This is a genomic window from Photobacterium sp. SKA34 (assembly GCF_000153325.1).
Taxonomy (GTDB): domain Bacteria; phylum Pseudomonadota; class Gammaproteobacteria; order Enterobacterales; family Vibrionaceae; genus Photobacterium.
In genome coordinates, this window is the sequence record NZ_CH724141.1 from 1,410,819 (window position 1) to 1,427,423 (window position 16,605).

7 protein-coding genes are annotated in these 16,605 nt (G+C 40.1%); 1 reads left to right on the forward strand and 6 read right to left on the reverse strand.

Annotated elements, in window-relative coordinates:
• Window positions 1-39 precede the first annotated feature (39 nt).
• The 6 genes from SKA34_RS07530 to SKA34_RS07555 are packed head-to-tail and all read right to left on the reverse strand — an operon-like array spanning window position 40 to window position 8,087.
• Entirely contained in the window at window positions 40-2,163 is a 2,124-nt protein-coding gene (locus SKA34_RS07530; protein WP_006644912.1) for a type I secretion system permease/ATPase, read from the reverse strand.
• Window position 2,164: 1 nt separating this feature from the next.
• A complete protein-coding gene (locus SKA34_RS07535) occupies window positions 2,165-4,093 on the reverse strand; it encodes an EAL domain-containing protein (protein ID WP_006644913.1) in 1,929 nt (642 codons plus the stop codon).
• Between the two features lie 13 nt (window positions 4,094-4,106).
• Window positions 4,107-4,736, reverse strand: coding sequence for a transglutaminase-like cysteine peptidase (locus SKA34_RS07540; protein ID WP_304412104.1), 630 nt, complete (start codon window positions 4,734-4,736; stop codon window positions 4,107-4,109).
• Window positions 4,737-4,775: 39 nt separating this feature from the next.
• Complete coding sequence (locus SKA34_RS07545; RefSeq protein WP_006644915.1) at window positions 4,776-5,366, reverse strand: OmpA family protein; 591 nt, start codon at window positions 5,364-5,366, stop codon at window positions 4,776-4,778.
• 11 nt (window positions 5,367-5,377) lie between these two features.
• Entirely contained in the window at window positions 5,378-6,688 is a 1,311-nt protein-coding gene (locus tag SKA34_RS07550; protein ID WP_006644916.1) for a TolC family outer membrane protein, read from the reverse strand.
• 4 nt (window positions 6,689-6,692) lie between these two features.
• The gene (locus SKA34_RS07555) at window positions 6,693-8,087 is read right to left on the reverse strand and encodes an HlyD family type I secretion periplasmic adaptor subunit (RefSeq protein WP_006644917.1); all 1,395 of its coding nucleotides are present in this window, start codon (window positions 8,085-8,087) and stop codon (window positions 6,693-6,695) included.
• Window positions 8,088-8,514: 427 nt separating this feature from the next.
• On the opposite strand from SKA34_RS07555, the gene SKA34_RS23555 reads away from it, so the two are divergent.
• Complete coding sequence (locus SKA34_RS23555) at window positions 8,515-16,602, forward strand: retention module-containing protein (RefSeq protein ID WP_006644918.1); 8,088 nt, start codon at window positions 8,515-8,517, stop codon at window positions 16,600-16,602.
• The last annotated feature ends 3 nt before the right edge of the window (window positions 16,603-16,605 follow it).

Consider the following 16,605-nt stretch of genomic DNA (forward strand, 5'->3'; position numbering starts at 1 on the left):
GGCGTTTATGTGTTGATTAATTAAACAAGATAAAAGTTATTATTGCTCTGATTTTGGTTGGCTTACATTACCTTCACGGAGTGACTTCAAAACCGTATTTTTTGGACCATCAGCTACAATTCGTCCTTGTTCCATAACAATAAGTCGGTCAACAAGATCAAGCATACTGGTTTTATGAGTGATTAAAATCAGTGTTTCTTCAGGCGTCATATTAGTAAGCTGGCGTTTTATATACATTTCAGAGCGGTTATCCATACTACTCGTTGGTTCATCCATAATCATAACGGGTGGGTTAGATAAGAATGCACGTGCAATCGCAATCGCTTGTCGCTGACCACCGGAAATAGCATGACCACCTTCACCAATTTGTTTTTCTAAGCCTGCAGCGTCGTGTTGTGTAAAGGCTGTCACGCCTGCACGCTCGGCTGCTAACAAGATTTCATTATCACTGGATAACGGGCGACCTAATGTAATATTGTCACGAATTGAGCCAAAGAATAACGTGATATCTTGTGGAACACAGCCAATATTTCGACGAATATCAATATGATGAAGTTGATTAATATCAGTATCATCAATTAAAACTGAACCTTCTGTTGGTCTATATAGTCCCATTAACAAACGTTCTAAACTTGTCTTACCGGATCCAATACGACCAATAATTGCCACTTTTTCACCAGGATTAATGGTGAGGTTAATATTTTTTAGCGCGGCATGTGTTGCATTAGGATAAGCAAAGGAAACATTATCAAATTCAATTTTTCCGCGAATAACAGGGCGGTGAATGTAACGTTTTCCATCTTCCTGTTCTAACGGCATAGCCATCAACTGTTCAATTATCGTCATAGCTGATTTTGCTTGGTTATAACGAGTAGAAAGTAGGGCAAGTTGTACCATTGGACCAACCGCACGCCCACTTAACATGGTTGAGGCAATCAAACCACCCATAGTGAGGTCGCCATTGGCAATTAAATACACGCCCACCACAATCATTGCGACAGAAACGAACTGCTGTAAGAAACCGGCGGTATTTTGCACGGAGTCTGTTAAACGACGTGATTTCAAACTCCAGTTGGACATATGTGCTACCGCTTCTTCCCAACGGTATTGGAATTGACTTTGCGCCCCAAACATTTTCACTGTCTCTAAGCCTGATAGGCTTTCGATGAGGTTGGCATGTTTTTGTGAAGAAAGACGTGAGCCTTCTTCAATACTCTTGCGAAGTGGTCGTTGAATAAAGAAGCTATATGCCACTAAAATTAATACTGCAATCAAGGGGACTAATGCTAGAGGTCCTGCCATGATGTAGATAATTAACAAGAACAATAGCGCAAAAGGTAAATCGATTAATGAAGATACTGTTGCCGAGGTAAAAAACTCTCTAATAGACTCAAATTCTTGTAAGTGGCGAGCAAACGCACCAACAGAAGCCGGCTTTGCTTCCATACGAATACCCATAACACGGCTAAATATTTTTGCTGATATTAATAGGTCCGATTTTTTACCTGCAAGATCAATAAAATAGCTTCTCAGAAGTTTTAATATCAAATCGAATACAAAAATAACCGTAATACCAATGGCTAGCACCCATAATGAATCAAATGCTAAGTTAGGTACAATTTTGTCATACACTAAGCGAGTGAAAAGGGGGGCGGCGATGGCAAATAGATTGATAAGAATTGAGGCTATCAATACATCACGGTAAATATTACGAGATTCCCACAACGTACTCCAAAACCAGTGACCATCACGCGTTTTGAGAATCTCAGGCGAGCGTTCATCGTAGCGGAAGCGCTTTTTAACTAAAAATAAACGGCCAGTGTATTGAGCATTTAATTCATTCAGTTTGATCCATTGTTCACTACCTTCGTTTTGTGGCAGTACAACTTCGGCTTCACCTTTTTCTTTATCAATACTTAAAACAACACACGCTTCTCCACCTTTAAGCAAAGCGATGACAGGAAAGAGTAGGGAAGAGATACTTTCCAATTCCATTTTTGTTTCTTTGGCTTGCAGTCCTGCTTTATCTGCTGCGCGAGGAAGAAGAAAAGGTGATAGTAAGCCATCAGTTAATGGTAAATCTGACACGAGCGCGTCAGGAGAATTTGCCTGACCATAAAAACGGCTTATATATACGAGTGACTGAAGTAAAGGATCTTTCATTTTAATTCTCGTGATTCAATTGATCAGTAACAAAACCTTGGAAACCGAGTATATCCATCGCAGCTAACTTATCTTTTTGATCTGCAGTTTCAACACGTGTTGCAATTGTGGTAACAGAAAGGTTATTGGCTGTACGTGTGATAGATTGAAGTACATCCATTTTTATCTGATCATCGAGTTGAGAGGTATAGGCAAAGTCTAGTTTAACGTAGTTTGGGCGTAATCGATTTAAATAGCCTGTTGAACTGAAACTATGTCCGTAATTATCAATGCCGAAGCGGAACCCATTTTGGTGAATGATTTCACATAGTAAAGACGCATTATCTAATTGTTTAATAAAACAAATTTCAGGAAGCTCAAATAGCACACGATCTTTAATGTGTTGCGCTGCTTGCAATTTACTGTTTAACCAACGAATGAAGCCAGTATCATTTACACTACTTTGAGTGATGTTAATCGCGATAGGAACTGAAGTTGGCTCTTTCTCGATATAACTAAATAACTCCTCAACAATGTAGCGATCAAACTGTGCGCCTTCATTGAGTTGTTCAATTGCTGATAAGAATTGACCGGCATTAAATCGCTGGTTGTCTTTTTGAATGTAAGCGAAAGCTTCTTTATGCAGTATTTTGTTGTCAACGTTGATCGCTTTTTGGAATGTGAAATGGATAAGCTTATTGGCGATAGCTTCTTCAACCAGTGCTTTCCATTGTTGCTTGCCTAATGATGCCGTTTCTTTCTTCTCACTAGATTCAATCACGGCTAAGGACTCTTTGGGCTCTTGACGTGCTTTATTTAAGGCATTATCAGCACTTGCTAATAAGCTTGAAATGGTTTCATTTTCAGAGCAGATAACAATACCGACGGCTGCATGTAGCGGTGCAATGCCTAATGGATCTGAATTAAGATCTGAGGTCATGTTAAGCATTTTTCGACCAGATTCGATAAGTTCTACTTTGGTTGCGTTAGGCGATATTAAAACAAACTCCGATTGGTTTAGACGTGCAATGGTTACATCATCATTTGATAACTCCTTCAAACGAGATGCAATTTTTTGTACTAACTGATCACCGACTTCGTAACCAGATTGTTTATAACTATCTTCAATATCATCAGCTTTTAATAATGCCATACCGCCACTGGGTTTGCGTGACAACCAAGAGGTAATCTTTGAGATTAAATAGCTGCGGTTGGCTAAACCTGAAACTGGGTCTTGATATGCGCGAATACGGAGGTTATCTGCAACTTGCGCTTGTTGCTCAAAGTGGCTTTGAAGTTGTTGGTTCATTGAGTTAAAAGCGGTAACGACATCAGCTAAATCGCGAGTGAGAGGCATCGGAAGAGAAGATGTGAAATGCTGTGATGCCATTTCTTTTGCACTATTTTGGATCTGTTTTAAAGGTTGTAATACTTTATTTAGAACAAGCGATAAAATGATTGCACCTAAAAATGAACATATAACGAAACCGAGCATGAGTTGTACGGTAGCTTTCCACAACTGTTGGTAAGCTGTTGCAGGACTACTTGTTACGGTAAGGTTAGCAAGTTGCATCCAACCACTTGCAAGTGTTGTTGATTGCGTTATCGGTTCAATATTAATGAGGCTTTGGAACCAATTAGGTACCCCGGCAACTGTCTGAGGATACTGACGAATGATCTTTTTGTCAGAATCTAAAAGTTCAAGTTTAACTTCACTGTAAAAACTTGAGTCAAACGTTGCGCTTATCACAGATTCTGCAGCAACCATGTCTTTATTTTCAAGGTAAGGAGACAGGTCAAAACCAACAGAGCTTATTGCATTCGTTAGTTCTGTTGATTGCTGGTGAACAAGATAGTCTTTTGTAGTACTGAATTGGATTGCAAAGACCGCAATGATAAATGCGAAAAAAACAACCAGCATCCATAGTAAAAGCTGTCGATAAAGGGTCATTGGTGTTCACTCGTTAATAAGTATTTTTAGGGCGGTGTAGTATTATTTTATTTGAACGATCACGAAGGTCATTCCATAGGCTAAGACGTGACGCTTTTCCTGCGACTTGGCTTTGCCCTCTATTCTTCATTAGCCACAACTTGCTACCATTAAAACTGTAAATCGGTAGTAAATCTTTTCGTTTTATTGCAGGTCTAATATCACCTTTTAAATTGTCTAAAATGAGAGGTACAGAGGAGGGAGTAGGGTAGTAAGCGACAACCATGTGGAATTGATTCATTTCCAAAGCTTTTACGTAAATTAATCGTAGCTTTTTATCTGGTATGCCTAGTTCTCGTAATGCTTGGTATTTGGCGATACTAAAATCTTCACAATCACCTGCGCCTGCGCCAACAAATTCATAAGGTGTAGCCCAGTAATCTTCTTTACCCCATAACTTCTCATCACTGATGAAAATAAATTGATTGAAAAAGTTATTCACAGCTTTAAGCTTTTTCTGTTCGCTTAAGTGTTGTGAATTTTGGATGAGTGATCGCCACGCAGTCGCTCGTTTCCCAGCTTTCTCTCCGTAAAAGTGTTTTATTTTTTCGATCTGTTGCTTGTTCGTGGCTGCGAATACATTCACTGCCACGGTCAAACACAGAGCCCAAAAGGTTATTTTTTTCAACGTGGATTCTATTTATTAATTTTCACGAACACTATAGATTGTCCATTCTTCCACAACGTTACCTTGAGATCCAACAACTTGAGCGACAACGCGACGGCTAAGTGCGTTACTTTCTTCGACATCTGACGCTTTAACAGGATCGCTATCACCAAAACCAATAGTTTTAATGCGAGACGGTACAATCCCTTCAGTGATAAGTGCTTGTCGTATAACGGCAGCGCGACGCTTTGATAATTCTACGTTGTATGCTGTGTTACCTACTGGACTAGCATAGCCTTTTAGCTCAATGTGTGTTTTTGGGTATTTCGTTAAAAACTCGCTCATATTGCTAATGTTTTCCATATAACTTTCAGGGATTTCTGAAGAGTCATTAGCAAATAATACGTGAATATTATTCTCTTCTGAATTTTTAACAAATGTAGGACAACCATCGTTATCTACAACCGCATCTATTGGCGTATCAGCACAGCGATCACGCTGATTGATCACACCATCGCTATCTGCGTCATAAAGATCTTTTGTTTGTTTTGTAATAGGAGGCTGCGGTACAGAGAGTGAACAACCAAACAAAGAAAAAGACAGTAAAACTGTGATTACGTATTTCATTTTTAATCCTCTTATTTAACAGACTTTGCCCAAGTTTCTGGGATCTCAACGCGCATCTCATCAAGGATTAGACCGGTTGCATTAAGAACACGGTATTTTGCTAAAATACCATCATATTCAGCAGTTAAATAAGCTTTACGTGCTTCAAATAATTCATTTTCGGTATTGAGTACATCAAGTAGTGTACGTTGACCAATTTTAAATTGTTTTTCGTATGCAATAACGGTACGTGCAGAGGCATCAACATGCTCTTGCAAGAACAGTTTTTGTTTTTTCGCTAAATCTAATGCGCTCCAAGATAGGCGAGTGCCTTCCTCTAACATGTGGTGAGCACGATCACGAATGTCTTTAGATTTGTTAATTTGGTATGCAGCACGACGAGATTTTGCGACATCACTACCACCGTTATACAAGTTATAGCGCATTTTTAGCATTGCTTTTAGCTCATCAGTTTTACCTTCATAGCCATTTAAGTCATCTCCCCATTCTTGCGATGCTTCTATACTAAATGTTGGGTAAAATGTACCTTTAGCTTGCTTGTACTGATATTCAGCAGCGTCAATGTCATTCGAGGCAACTTGTACCACTGGGTTGTTTTTCTTCGCTTTTTCTAACGCATCATCTAATGATTTTGGTAGATAATTCACGTCTACTTCAGGTTTGACGAGATCTTTAGGATACTGACCAACGATACGTACAAACTGGGTGATTTTGTCTTGTAAATTGCTTTGTGCTGCCAGTAGATTCGTATTAGAACTTGCTAAACGGCCTTCAACTTGTGCTAAGTCGGCTGTTGAACCAATACCTGAATCGGCACGTTTTTTAATGTCTGAATACATTTTTTGATGAACTGTAAGGTTCGATTCTGACAAAGCGAGTACATCTTGAGCCTGAAGCACATTTAGATATGCTTCTGTGCTCTTTAATGCTTTATCTTGTGCATCAGAAAGTAATTGATAACGCTCTGCTTCTGTTTCAGATTTATTACGTTGAATATCGTTGTAGGTAATCGAGCCATCCCAGATTAACTGTCGAATGTTGATTTTCGCACTACGAGGCTCATATTCACCAGAAGGGCTTTTTGCTTTGTAATCGTCATAGCCAACACCGGCTTCAAGATCGACACTAGGTAGGTAGTCACCCTTTGAAGCATGGATCAATTCATGCTTACTTTGGAACTCATTGTAAGCACTTTTAATTTCAGGATTACTTGATAGCGTTTCTGCTACTGCTTGTTCCAATGATTGCGCCATAACAGGCGTAGTCATACATTGAAGACCAATGAGAAGGGTAATTTTTTTAAATTTATATTTCATAGTCATTTTATTATTCTCTTAACGCGGTATGTCGCGCTTTGAGTATTGGTTTAAGGAGATAGTCAAGAACAGAGCGTTTTCCTGTAATGATATCAACGGTGGCTGTCATACCGGGTATTATAGGTAGAGCTTCGCCATTAGGTCCCTTTAAGCTACTCGTATCAGTACGAACCCTGACTTGATAGAAACTGTTGCCTTCTTTATCTTGGATTGTATCTGCACTGATTGTTTCCAATGTTCCATGTAAACCACCATAGCTCGTAAAGTCATAAGCACTAAATTTAATGATTGCTGGCAGACCTGGGCGTAAAAAACCAATATCTTTCGGTGCTATTTTAGTTTCTATGAGTAAGGTATCTTCCGTTGGCACTATTTCCACTAATGGCATGCCCGGTTGAATAACGCCACCTACAGTATTAACATGAATTTTTTGAATTGTGCCTGTTACAGGTGAAATCACGGTTGTTCGTTTAACACGATCTTCTAAACCAATTTGGGTTTCACTTAAGCTCCCTAATTTGTCACTGGTTTCATTTAGTTGTGCTTGAATATCTGAACGGAACTGTAATGCAATATCGATGTACTTAAAGCCGGCTTCTTGAATTGCCGCCTGCGTAACAGGGATTTGCATTTTTGCAGAGTTTAAATCACGTTTAGTATCGTTTAGCGAACGTTGTAACTTCAGTAACTCTATTCGTGGAACTACGCCTTCTTCAGCTAATGGCTTCGTAATATTGTATTCTTTTAATGCAATATTATAGCTACTACGTAAGTTATTAACCCGTGATTGTGTCTCAGCTAACTCTCGTTCTTTCTGGGAGGCTTGTTCAGAAGCAACAGAAAGCTGATTTTGTAAGTTATTTAATTTATCTGTAAATTGGTTGAGTTGGCGACGGACTAATTTTGGATGCGCTTTTGTAAAGGTGTCATCAAAAAGTGGCGTTTTTCGATCTAATGTAACGCTATTTCGCCAATGGGTTTTATCTGCACTATCACTAACAATAACACTTGCGAGTAATGCATTTAAACGCAACGAGTCTGCTTGCATAGCCGCTAAGCTTTGTGTTTTTTCTTTAAAATCTGATTTAAATTGCGTGTCATCAATTAATAATAATGTTTGACCTTTCTTTACTTGTTCTCCTTCTCTTACTAGTACTTTTTTGACAATACCACCCTCAAGGTTTTGAACGACTTGAAGTTGAGATGACGGAATGACTTTTCCACTACCTGTCGTTACCTTGTCTAACTTGGCAAAATATGCCCAAATAAAAGCTGTTATAAAGAATAAAATCATTACCCATAGAATAATACGCGCGCTTTTAGGCGTATTGAGCAGTAAAGCCGCTGATTTATCGTCGACAAAGTCAAGGTTATTATTTGAAATTGATACGTTTTTTTTGTCCATTACTTGTCCGAATTAGAGACTCAGTTAAGGGTCGTATTGGTTAACTCGTTACCGTGTTTTTATAAGAAAATTGTAACTTTTTTATATTCTTTAGTGTTACTTGCTTTAATTTAGTGATACGTATGTCAGCAATTTTGTAGAGTATATTGTATATTCGTTATATTCCAAAATAAGATTTATCATTGTTGATTGCGTGACCTGCGTGGCAAAATATTGCAATATTGTAGTTGAATAATGATTAATTAAAGTCGATCGTAGTGTCAATTTCTTGACGTTACAATGTTTTTTGTTGATAATTTTAGCACTGTTTTGAATGCTGTTTGTTATGAGAAGTGACTAATACTAATAATTACAGTAGTAGACTTCATATTTTGTTGTTAGTGGTATTTTGACATTAAGTTGGATGAACGAAGAAGGTTTAGTAAGTATGGCTACTGTAGAGAATAAAGAAACACAAACGATTAAGCTTCTTAATGGAGAAGGCTTTATTCTTAAGGCTGGTGATAAAGTTCAGCCAATTCTCGGTGAGCATACACTCCAGCCGGATGAAATCGTTGTTACTAATGTTGACGCTAAATTTATTGTTATCAGCAATGGTATTGAACAATTTATCAATCAGACATGCCCAACTTGCGTAATAACAACGCCTGAAGGTGTTAAAGCAACGGATCTTGATGACAAAATCGCCTTTAATTATGAGGGGGCGGAAAATACAACGTTTGCTTCCGGTGATATAGATGCAATTCAAGCTGCGATTTTAAACGGTCTGGATCCTACTCAACTTTTTGAAGCACCTGCAGCTGGTAATGAATCTGCAGGTAATGTGGGCCTTAATGGATCATCTTCTGCTGCAAGTTTTATAACGATTAATTACGATAATGATGCACTTTTAGCAGAAGCAGGCTTTGACACGGCTTACGATCCAAGTCGAAATACAGACAACCTAGATCCGCAGGCTATTTTAGTCCCTGATGGCGGCGAACTAGGCTCTTTAATTATTACTGAGGGTGATCTCAGTGATAATACCTATCCTGTTGTATCTACCACATCTATTTTTGTAGAGGCGGCAACGCTTCCTCTTGAGACTTCATCGTTTGTATTTGATCCTCTCACTATCAATAACGTTTTAAATGAATTAAACAGTGAGATCACATCAGGCGGCCAGGCTGTTACTTTTGTCTACGATACAGCAACGAATAGGATCATCGGTACTCTAGATGGTCAACCTGTTATGTCTATTACATTAGAAGCAACGTCAGAAAATGGGCGTGATGTAACTGTAACAGTAACCACTACGATTAATCAGCTAATTGACCACTCTGGTGATAGTGCTTCTGGCTTAGTCAGTCGTGATGGCGATCAAATCAATATTGATGTTGCTATTCAAGCAACGGATAGCAGTGGTAATGCATTAGATAAGCCAATTAATGTTGAGATTGGTGTTATTGACGGTGCAAATCCCGAATTTGGTACTGATACTGGAGTGACAATTAATGAGGGCACTCAAGCTGATCAGATTATTGATGGAAAGGTTCCACTTGATGTTGGTTCTGATGCAATCGCGACTATTCATTTTAGTGCTGAACAAGCAGGCTTAACGGCAATTACAAGTAATGGTCGAGAAACAACATTTACTGTTGATGGTAATGTTTTAACTGTTTTAGATTCATCTTCGCAACCTGTGATGGTGGTGACTATTGCGAATGATGGTACCTACACTGTAAAAGTGACAGGGCCTATTGACCAAAACAGTGACGATATCGCTAATATTAAATTAGATGTTACTGCGACAGATAAAGACGGTGATACCGCTCAAGGTGAGTTAAATATCACCATAAATGATGGCACTGATGCTTCGGGTGGTGAACGCGTTTCTATTACATTAACGGAAGGTGATATTGACGTTGATGGGAGCGGTACAAGCACTGGTGGTAATGATTCAACTTATCCTGTTATTCAAACGGGGAAATTGACTCTTATTGCTGGTGACGATCGTCTTAATCCAGAGACAGTTGAAATTGATGCAAGTCAGAAAAGTGCATTATTATCTGAGCTAAGTACAGAGCTTACCTCGGGTGGACAGACTTTAGTATTCTCTATTGATGCAAATGGCAAACTAATCGGTACAATTGAAGGTACTGATACTATTGCTGTACGCGTAGAGTTAATACCGACACAAGATGGTCAGAATGTATCTGTTGAGGTAAAGATCATTCAAGAATTACCACTTGATCACAATCCTTCTGGAAACTCACAAGGTTTTGTTTCTGTGAATGGGAGTGACATTTCAGTCAATCTTCCTATTCAAGCAAAAGACACTGATGGTGATTTTCTTGAAAAATCTGCGCAAGTAGATATCACGATCAATGATGGTGATAATCCTGTTTTTGGAACTGATCCTGGAACAGAAAACCCAATTAATGAGACCGACGATTTAGGTAAAGTTGTTGATGGGAAAATTCCCCTTAATGTTGGCTCAGACGAAATATCTCACATTTACTTTGATGCTGAACAACCAGGCTTAGCGAATATTACGAGCGACGGCAACCCTGTTACTTTTTCTGTTTCAGGTAATACCATTAACGTCGTTGATGCTGAAGGCAAGCCTGTAATGACAGTTACTATCGCTAATGATGGTAGCTACAAAGTCATTGTAGAAGGCGAGTTGGACCAAGATAGTCTTAATATTGCGAAAATAGAATTAAACGTAACTGCAACAGATAAAGACGGCGATACTGCACAAGGCCAATTAAATATTCAAGTAGAAGACGGTGCAAGTGCCGATGGTGGTGAGTCTGCAAGTATTACTATTACAGAAGGGGACTTAACCCCAGAAGGTAATGAAGTAGGGTATCCCGTTTCAGTAAGTACTTCTTTAACGATTACAGCAGGTGCTGACCGATTAGACCCAAGCTCGATTACGATTGATGAGAAACAACTCGACGCTTTAAAAAATGAGCTTACAACAGAGCTTAGTTCTGACGGTAAGCCATTAACATTTACTTATGATGTAGCAACGGGCGTATTAACCGGAAGCGCGAATGGTGCAACTGTTGTTAGCGTAACATTAACAGCCCTTCAAGCATCGAATGGTAAAGATGTTGATGTAAAAGTTACTATGACTCAGTACGGGCCATTAGATCACACTGGTAATGAGCTCGATGGTTTAGTAACCAACCAAAATGATCAAGTTGTTATCGATTTACCTATTCAGGTGAAAGATACCGATGGTGATTGGTTAAAAGATCCTGCAACCGTTGATATTACTGTTGTCGATGGCGAAATCCCCGCTTTTGGTGTGGATAGTAAGGCGACCTTAAATGAAGAAAACGATGGCATTGCAACCGGTACGGGTAATATTGCTGTTGATAGCGGTAGTGATCAGGTCGTTAAGGTTACGTTTGATGCGAACCAAGACTCCCTTAATGGTTTAACCAGTAATGGTCATGCGACAACTTATTCACTGAGTGCTGATGGCACTACGGTGACGGTGGTATTAGCGAGTGATCCATCGCAAGTGGTAATGGAAGTGACTATTGATATCAATGGTCATTACGTTGTAACTCAAAGGCAACCTATCGATCAGGTCGATGATACCGCAGCTGATAATGAAAACATTGCTTTATCTGTAATGGCTGAAGATAGAGATGGTGATGTAAGCAAGCCTGGTAATATTGAGATCTCTATTCATGATGGGGCAAATGCTGCAGGCAATGAGCAAGGGGCTATTACTATTACAGAAGGTGATTTAACGCCTGAAGGTAATGAGCAAGGTTACCCAGTAAGTGGTAATACAACTATAGCTATTGCTGCGGGTGTGGATCGTCTTGATCCGACAACAGTAACCGTCGATCAAACACAAGTTAATGCGTTAATCCATGAGTTAACTACTGAGCTTACAACAGCAAATGGTACAGCGATTAACTTCAGCTATGATGCTAAAACGGGTTTAATTACAGGTACTTCGGGTGGCGAAACGGTATTAACGGTATCTGTGAGTGCTGTTCAAGCGGTAAATGCGCATGATGTTGATATTAACGTGTCTATTACGCAATTTAAGCCGCTTGATCATAATGACAATGGTACTGATGGTTTAGTTAAGAGCGTTGATGACAAAATTGTTATTGATGTTCCAGTCCAAGTTAAAGATACCGATGGCGATTGGTTAGATAAACCTGCCAATGTTGATATCACTATCGTTGATGGGGCGACCCCTGAGTTTGGTACTGGCAAAGTTATCATCATTAATGAAACCACCGACGCTGATAAAGTGATGCATGGTCAGATCCCGTTAAATGTGGGCTCTGATGATATCCAAACCATTCACTTTAATACGACCCAAAATGGCCTAGCCAACATTACCAGTAATGGTGAGCAAACAACGTTTACTGTTAATGGCAATGTATTAACGGTAGTTGATGCAGACGCTAACCCTGTGATGGTAGTGACGATTGCTAATGACGGTACCTATACCGTTAAAGTGACAGGACCCGTTGATCAAAACAGTGCAGATATTGCTGATATTAAGCTCGATGTTACCGCGACTGATAAAGACGGTGATACGGCTAGTGGTGAACTCAACATCACGATTAAAGACGGCGAAACTGCCGCAGGTGGTGAGAATATTGGTATTACTATCACCGAAGGTGATCGTGATGCTGATGGTAGCGGCACAAGCACAGGTGGCGCAGATACTACTTACCCTGTCGAGAAAACCGGTGAATTAACGCTGGTTGCGGGTGAAGATCGCCTCGATCCAACCACCGTTGCCATTGATGCGACGCAGCAAGCTGATTTGATTAAAGAGCTAAACGCAGAGCTTACATCAGGCGGTAAACCGTTAACCTTTACGATTGATGCCAATGGTAACTTGGTCGGTACCATAGCAGGTACTGATACGGTTGCCGTACGTGTTGAATTAACCCCAACGCAAGCGGGTCAAAACGTTAACGTCGAAGTAAAAATCATCCAAGAGCTGCCACTGGATCATAAGGCTTCAGGTAACAGTACTGGCTTTGTGACCGTCGATGGTAATGACATCTCGATTAAAGTTCCTGTACAAGCGAAAGATACCGATGGTGATTGGTTAGACAAACCTGCCAATGTGGATATCACGATTGTTGATGGGGCGAATCCTGAATTTGGTACTGATAAAGGTATCATCATCAATGAAACCACCGATGCTGATAAAGTGATGCATGGTCAGATCCCACTAAATGTGGGCTCTGATGATATCCAAACCATCCACTTTAATGCGACCCAAGATAGCTTAGCCAACATTACCAGTAACGGTGAAAAAACAACGTTTACTGTTAATGGCAATGTATTAACGGTAGTTGATGCAGACTCTAATCCTGTGATGGTGGTGACGATTGCTAATGACGGTACCTATACCGTTAAAGTAACAGGACCTGTTGACCAAAACAGTGCAGATATTGCTGATATTAAGCTTGATGTCACCGCGACTGATAACGATGGTGATAGTACACAAGGACAAGTTGTCATTACTGTCACTGATGGCGCAAATGCTGGCGGTAATGAGCACGGTGAGATCACCATTACTGAAGGTGATTTAACCCCTCAGGTAGGTGAGCAAGGCTATCCAGTATCGGGCAAGACTACGATTGTGATTGAGGCTGGAGCTGACCGTCTTGACCCAAGCAAAGTGACCATCGACCCAGTTCAATTAACTAAATTAATTAGCGAATTAGAGTCAGAGTTAACCACGGGTGATAACCAAGCGATCAGCTTTAGTTATGACAGCGCAACCGGGCAATTAGTCGGTGTTACCGCGGCTGGTGAGCAAGTGGTGACGGTATCATTGTCAGCAGTCCAAGCGGCGAGCGGTCACGATATCGACGTAACAGTGACGATTAATCAACAAAAACCATTAAACCACACCGACAGTGGTGTCGATGGTTTGGTTGATAGTGTTAACGATAAAATTACTATTGATGTGCCGATTCAGGTGCAAGACACCGATGGTGATTGGTTAGATAAACCTGCCAATGTTGATATCACCATTGTTGATGGTGCCAACCCAGAATTTGGTACCGACAATGGCACCACTATTAATGAAACCACCCAAAATGGTCAAGTTATTACAGGCGAAGTACCGCTCGATGTGGGCTCAGATGCGATTCATCAGCTTGATTTCAATGCCGACCAGCCAAGCCTTCAAGGTTTAACCAGTAATGGTAACGCGACCACGTATACAGTTAATGGCAATGTATTAACCGTGGTTGATAGCGATAATAAGCCAGTGATGGTAGTAACGATTGCGAAAGATGGCTCATACACGGTTGAAGTCACAGGCCCTATTGACCAAAACAGTGCAGATATTGCTGATATTAAGCTCGATGTTACCGCGACAGATAAAGACGGTGATACGGCTAATGGTCAAGTGGTGATCATTGTCACTGATGGAACTAATGCTGGCGGTGGTGAAACTGGCTCAATTACTATTACAGAAGGTGATTTAACGCCAACGGCTGGTCAACAAGGATATCCAGTATTCGGTGATACAAATATTGCAGTAACGGCTGGGGTTGATCGACTTGATCCAACAACAGCAACCATAGATAACAGTAAACTGACGGCATTAATTAATGAGTTACAGTCAGAGTTAACAGCAAAAGGTGCGCCAGTAAGCTTTGTTTATGATCATGCTAGCGGTGTTTTAACAGGTACTGCTAATGGTCAAACAGTACTTACTATTACAGTGACGGCTACACAAGCTGTAAATGGACATGATGCTGATATTAAAGTGTCTATTACCCAACACTACCCACTTGATCATAGTGGGAGCAATAATGGCGGGTGGGTAAATGTTGATGGCGATAAGATCGTCATTGATGTTCCTGTACAAGTTAAAGATACTGATGGCGATCCTCTTACGAATGATGTTAATACACAAATTACCATTGAAGATGGCGCTGGCCCGGTAATTACCGCCGCACCTGCATTAACGGTTGAGGAAAGTGATTTAGCCTCAGGTTCGACTCCATCGGGTGATGGTGAGTCTGCCGTTGGCAATATTATCGTTGATTCAGGCAGTGACTATGTTTCAGCTTATAACGTTGATATTGAATCATTTAATCAACAAAATAACATAACATCGCATGGTCATAAGATAACCTTATCGCAATCAAGTGAAGGCACATACCAAGGTGTGGCAAACGGTCAAGTTGTATTTACTTATGCCTTACTACCAAATGGTCGTTATGTTTTCGATCTGAAAGGAACCATCGATCACCCAACCCAAGGTGAAGACTCGCTGAACATCGAGTTTCCTGTTTATGCCGTTGATAAAGATGGTGATACCAGCGGTACAGTCAATATTGATGTATCAATTAAAGATGATATTCCATCGGTTCAAGATGTAACGCTAAATACGGTTGAACACAGCACTACGACACTTGAAAATGTGATTGTAAGTACAGGTGCGGATGGTGCACATGTAACAGCATTAATTGTTGATGGACAGCATATTGATTTATCGACATTACGTGAGTCTGGCGGCTACCGTATCTATGAAGTGAAAGACGGTAATGAAACGTTAGGCGAATTAATGATTAAGCCTAATGGTGAAACTTACTTTGCTGCAAATGATGATCTAAACCATAGCCAAGAAAACATCATTAAAAATATTGGTTTTGAAGTCACTGATGGCGATGGTGATAAAGCCCAGGGCAATATTAAGCTTGAGATATCTGATCAAGATGCCACGCTTCAAACCAGTAATAGCCTTGGTCAAGAAGAAGATGGTCGTCACTCTACTGATTCTAACGATAATGTTGATGTGAATCGTGATGGTATTGCGATTAATATGAGTATCAATGTTGGTGATAATGATCGTGGAGAGCATATTGGTACTGTGACTATTCATCCGCAAGGTGAAGCGCATGGCGTCTTTATGTTTAACGGTCAGCCTTTAGCTGTTAATAGCGATGATTCAATTACTATTCCTGCTAATGCATTTAAAGCTGATGCAAGTGGTGAAAATTACACGCTACAGGGCGTGACTTTTGTCCCTGCAGAAGATTTCTCGACATCAGCAAGCGGTATTAAATTTGATGTAACGGCACAAGTAAATACGACCGATGGTGGCAACCACCCAGTAATGAATGGTGAGTTCTCTATTGATGTTCAGGGTATTGCAGATACACCAACATGGAATGCAAACTCTGTTGATCATTATGTTGTGGATGAAGATGGCTCTAATGTTCAATTAAGTGTTGTTGCTGATCTGCAAGACACTGATGGCTCTGAAGCATTGTTCTACTACATCAAAGTGCCAACAGACAGCCAAGACAAATGTACATTAGAAATTAATGGAAAATCACTGGTTGAGACATCGCCAGGTTCAGGTATTTATAAAGTAGATGCTTCGCAGATGAATTCTGTAGAGGTGAATCCTGCAGATAACTTTAGTGGTGATATAAAACTTTCCATTACAGCTGAGAGTAAAGAGCTTGATAACTTTGTTAATGGTCATCAATTTGCAAAATCATAAGTA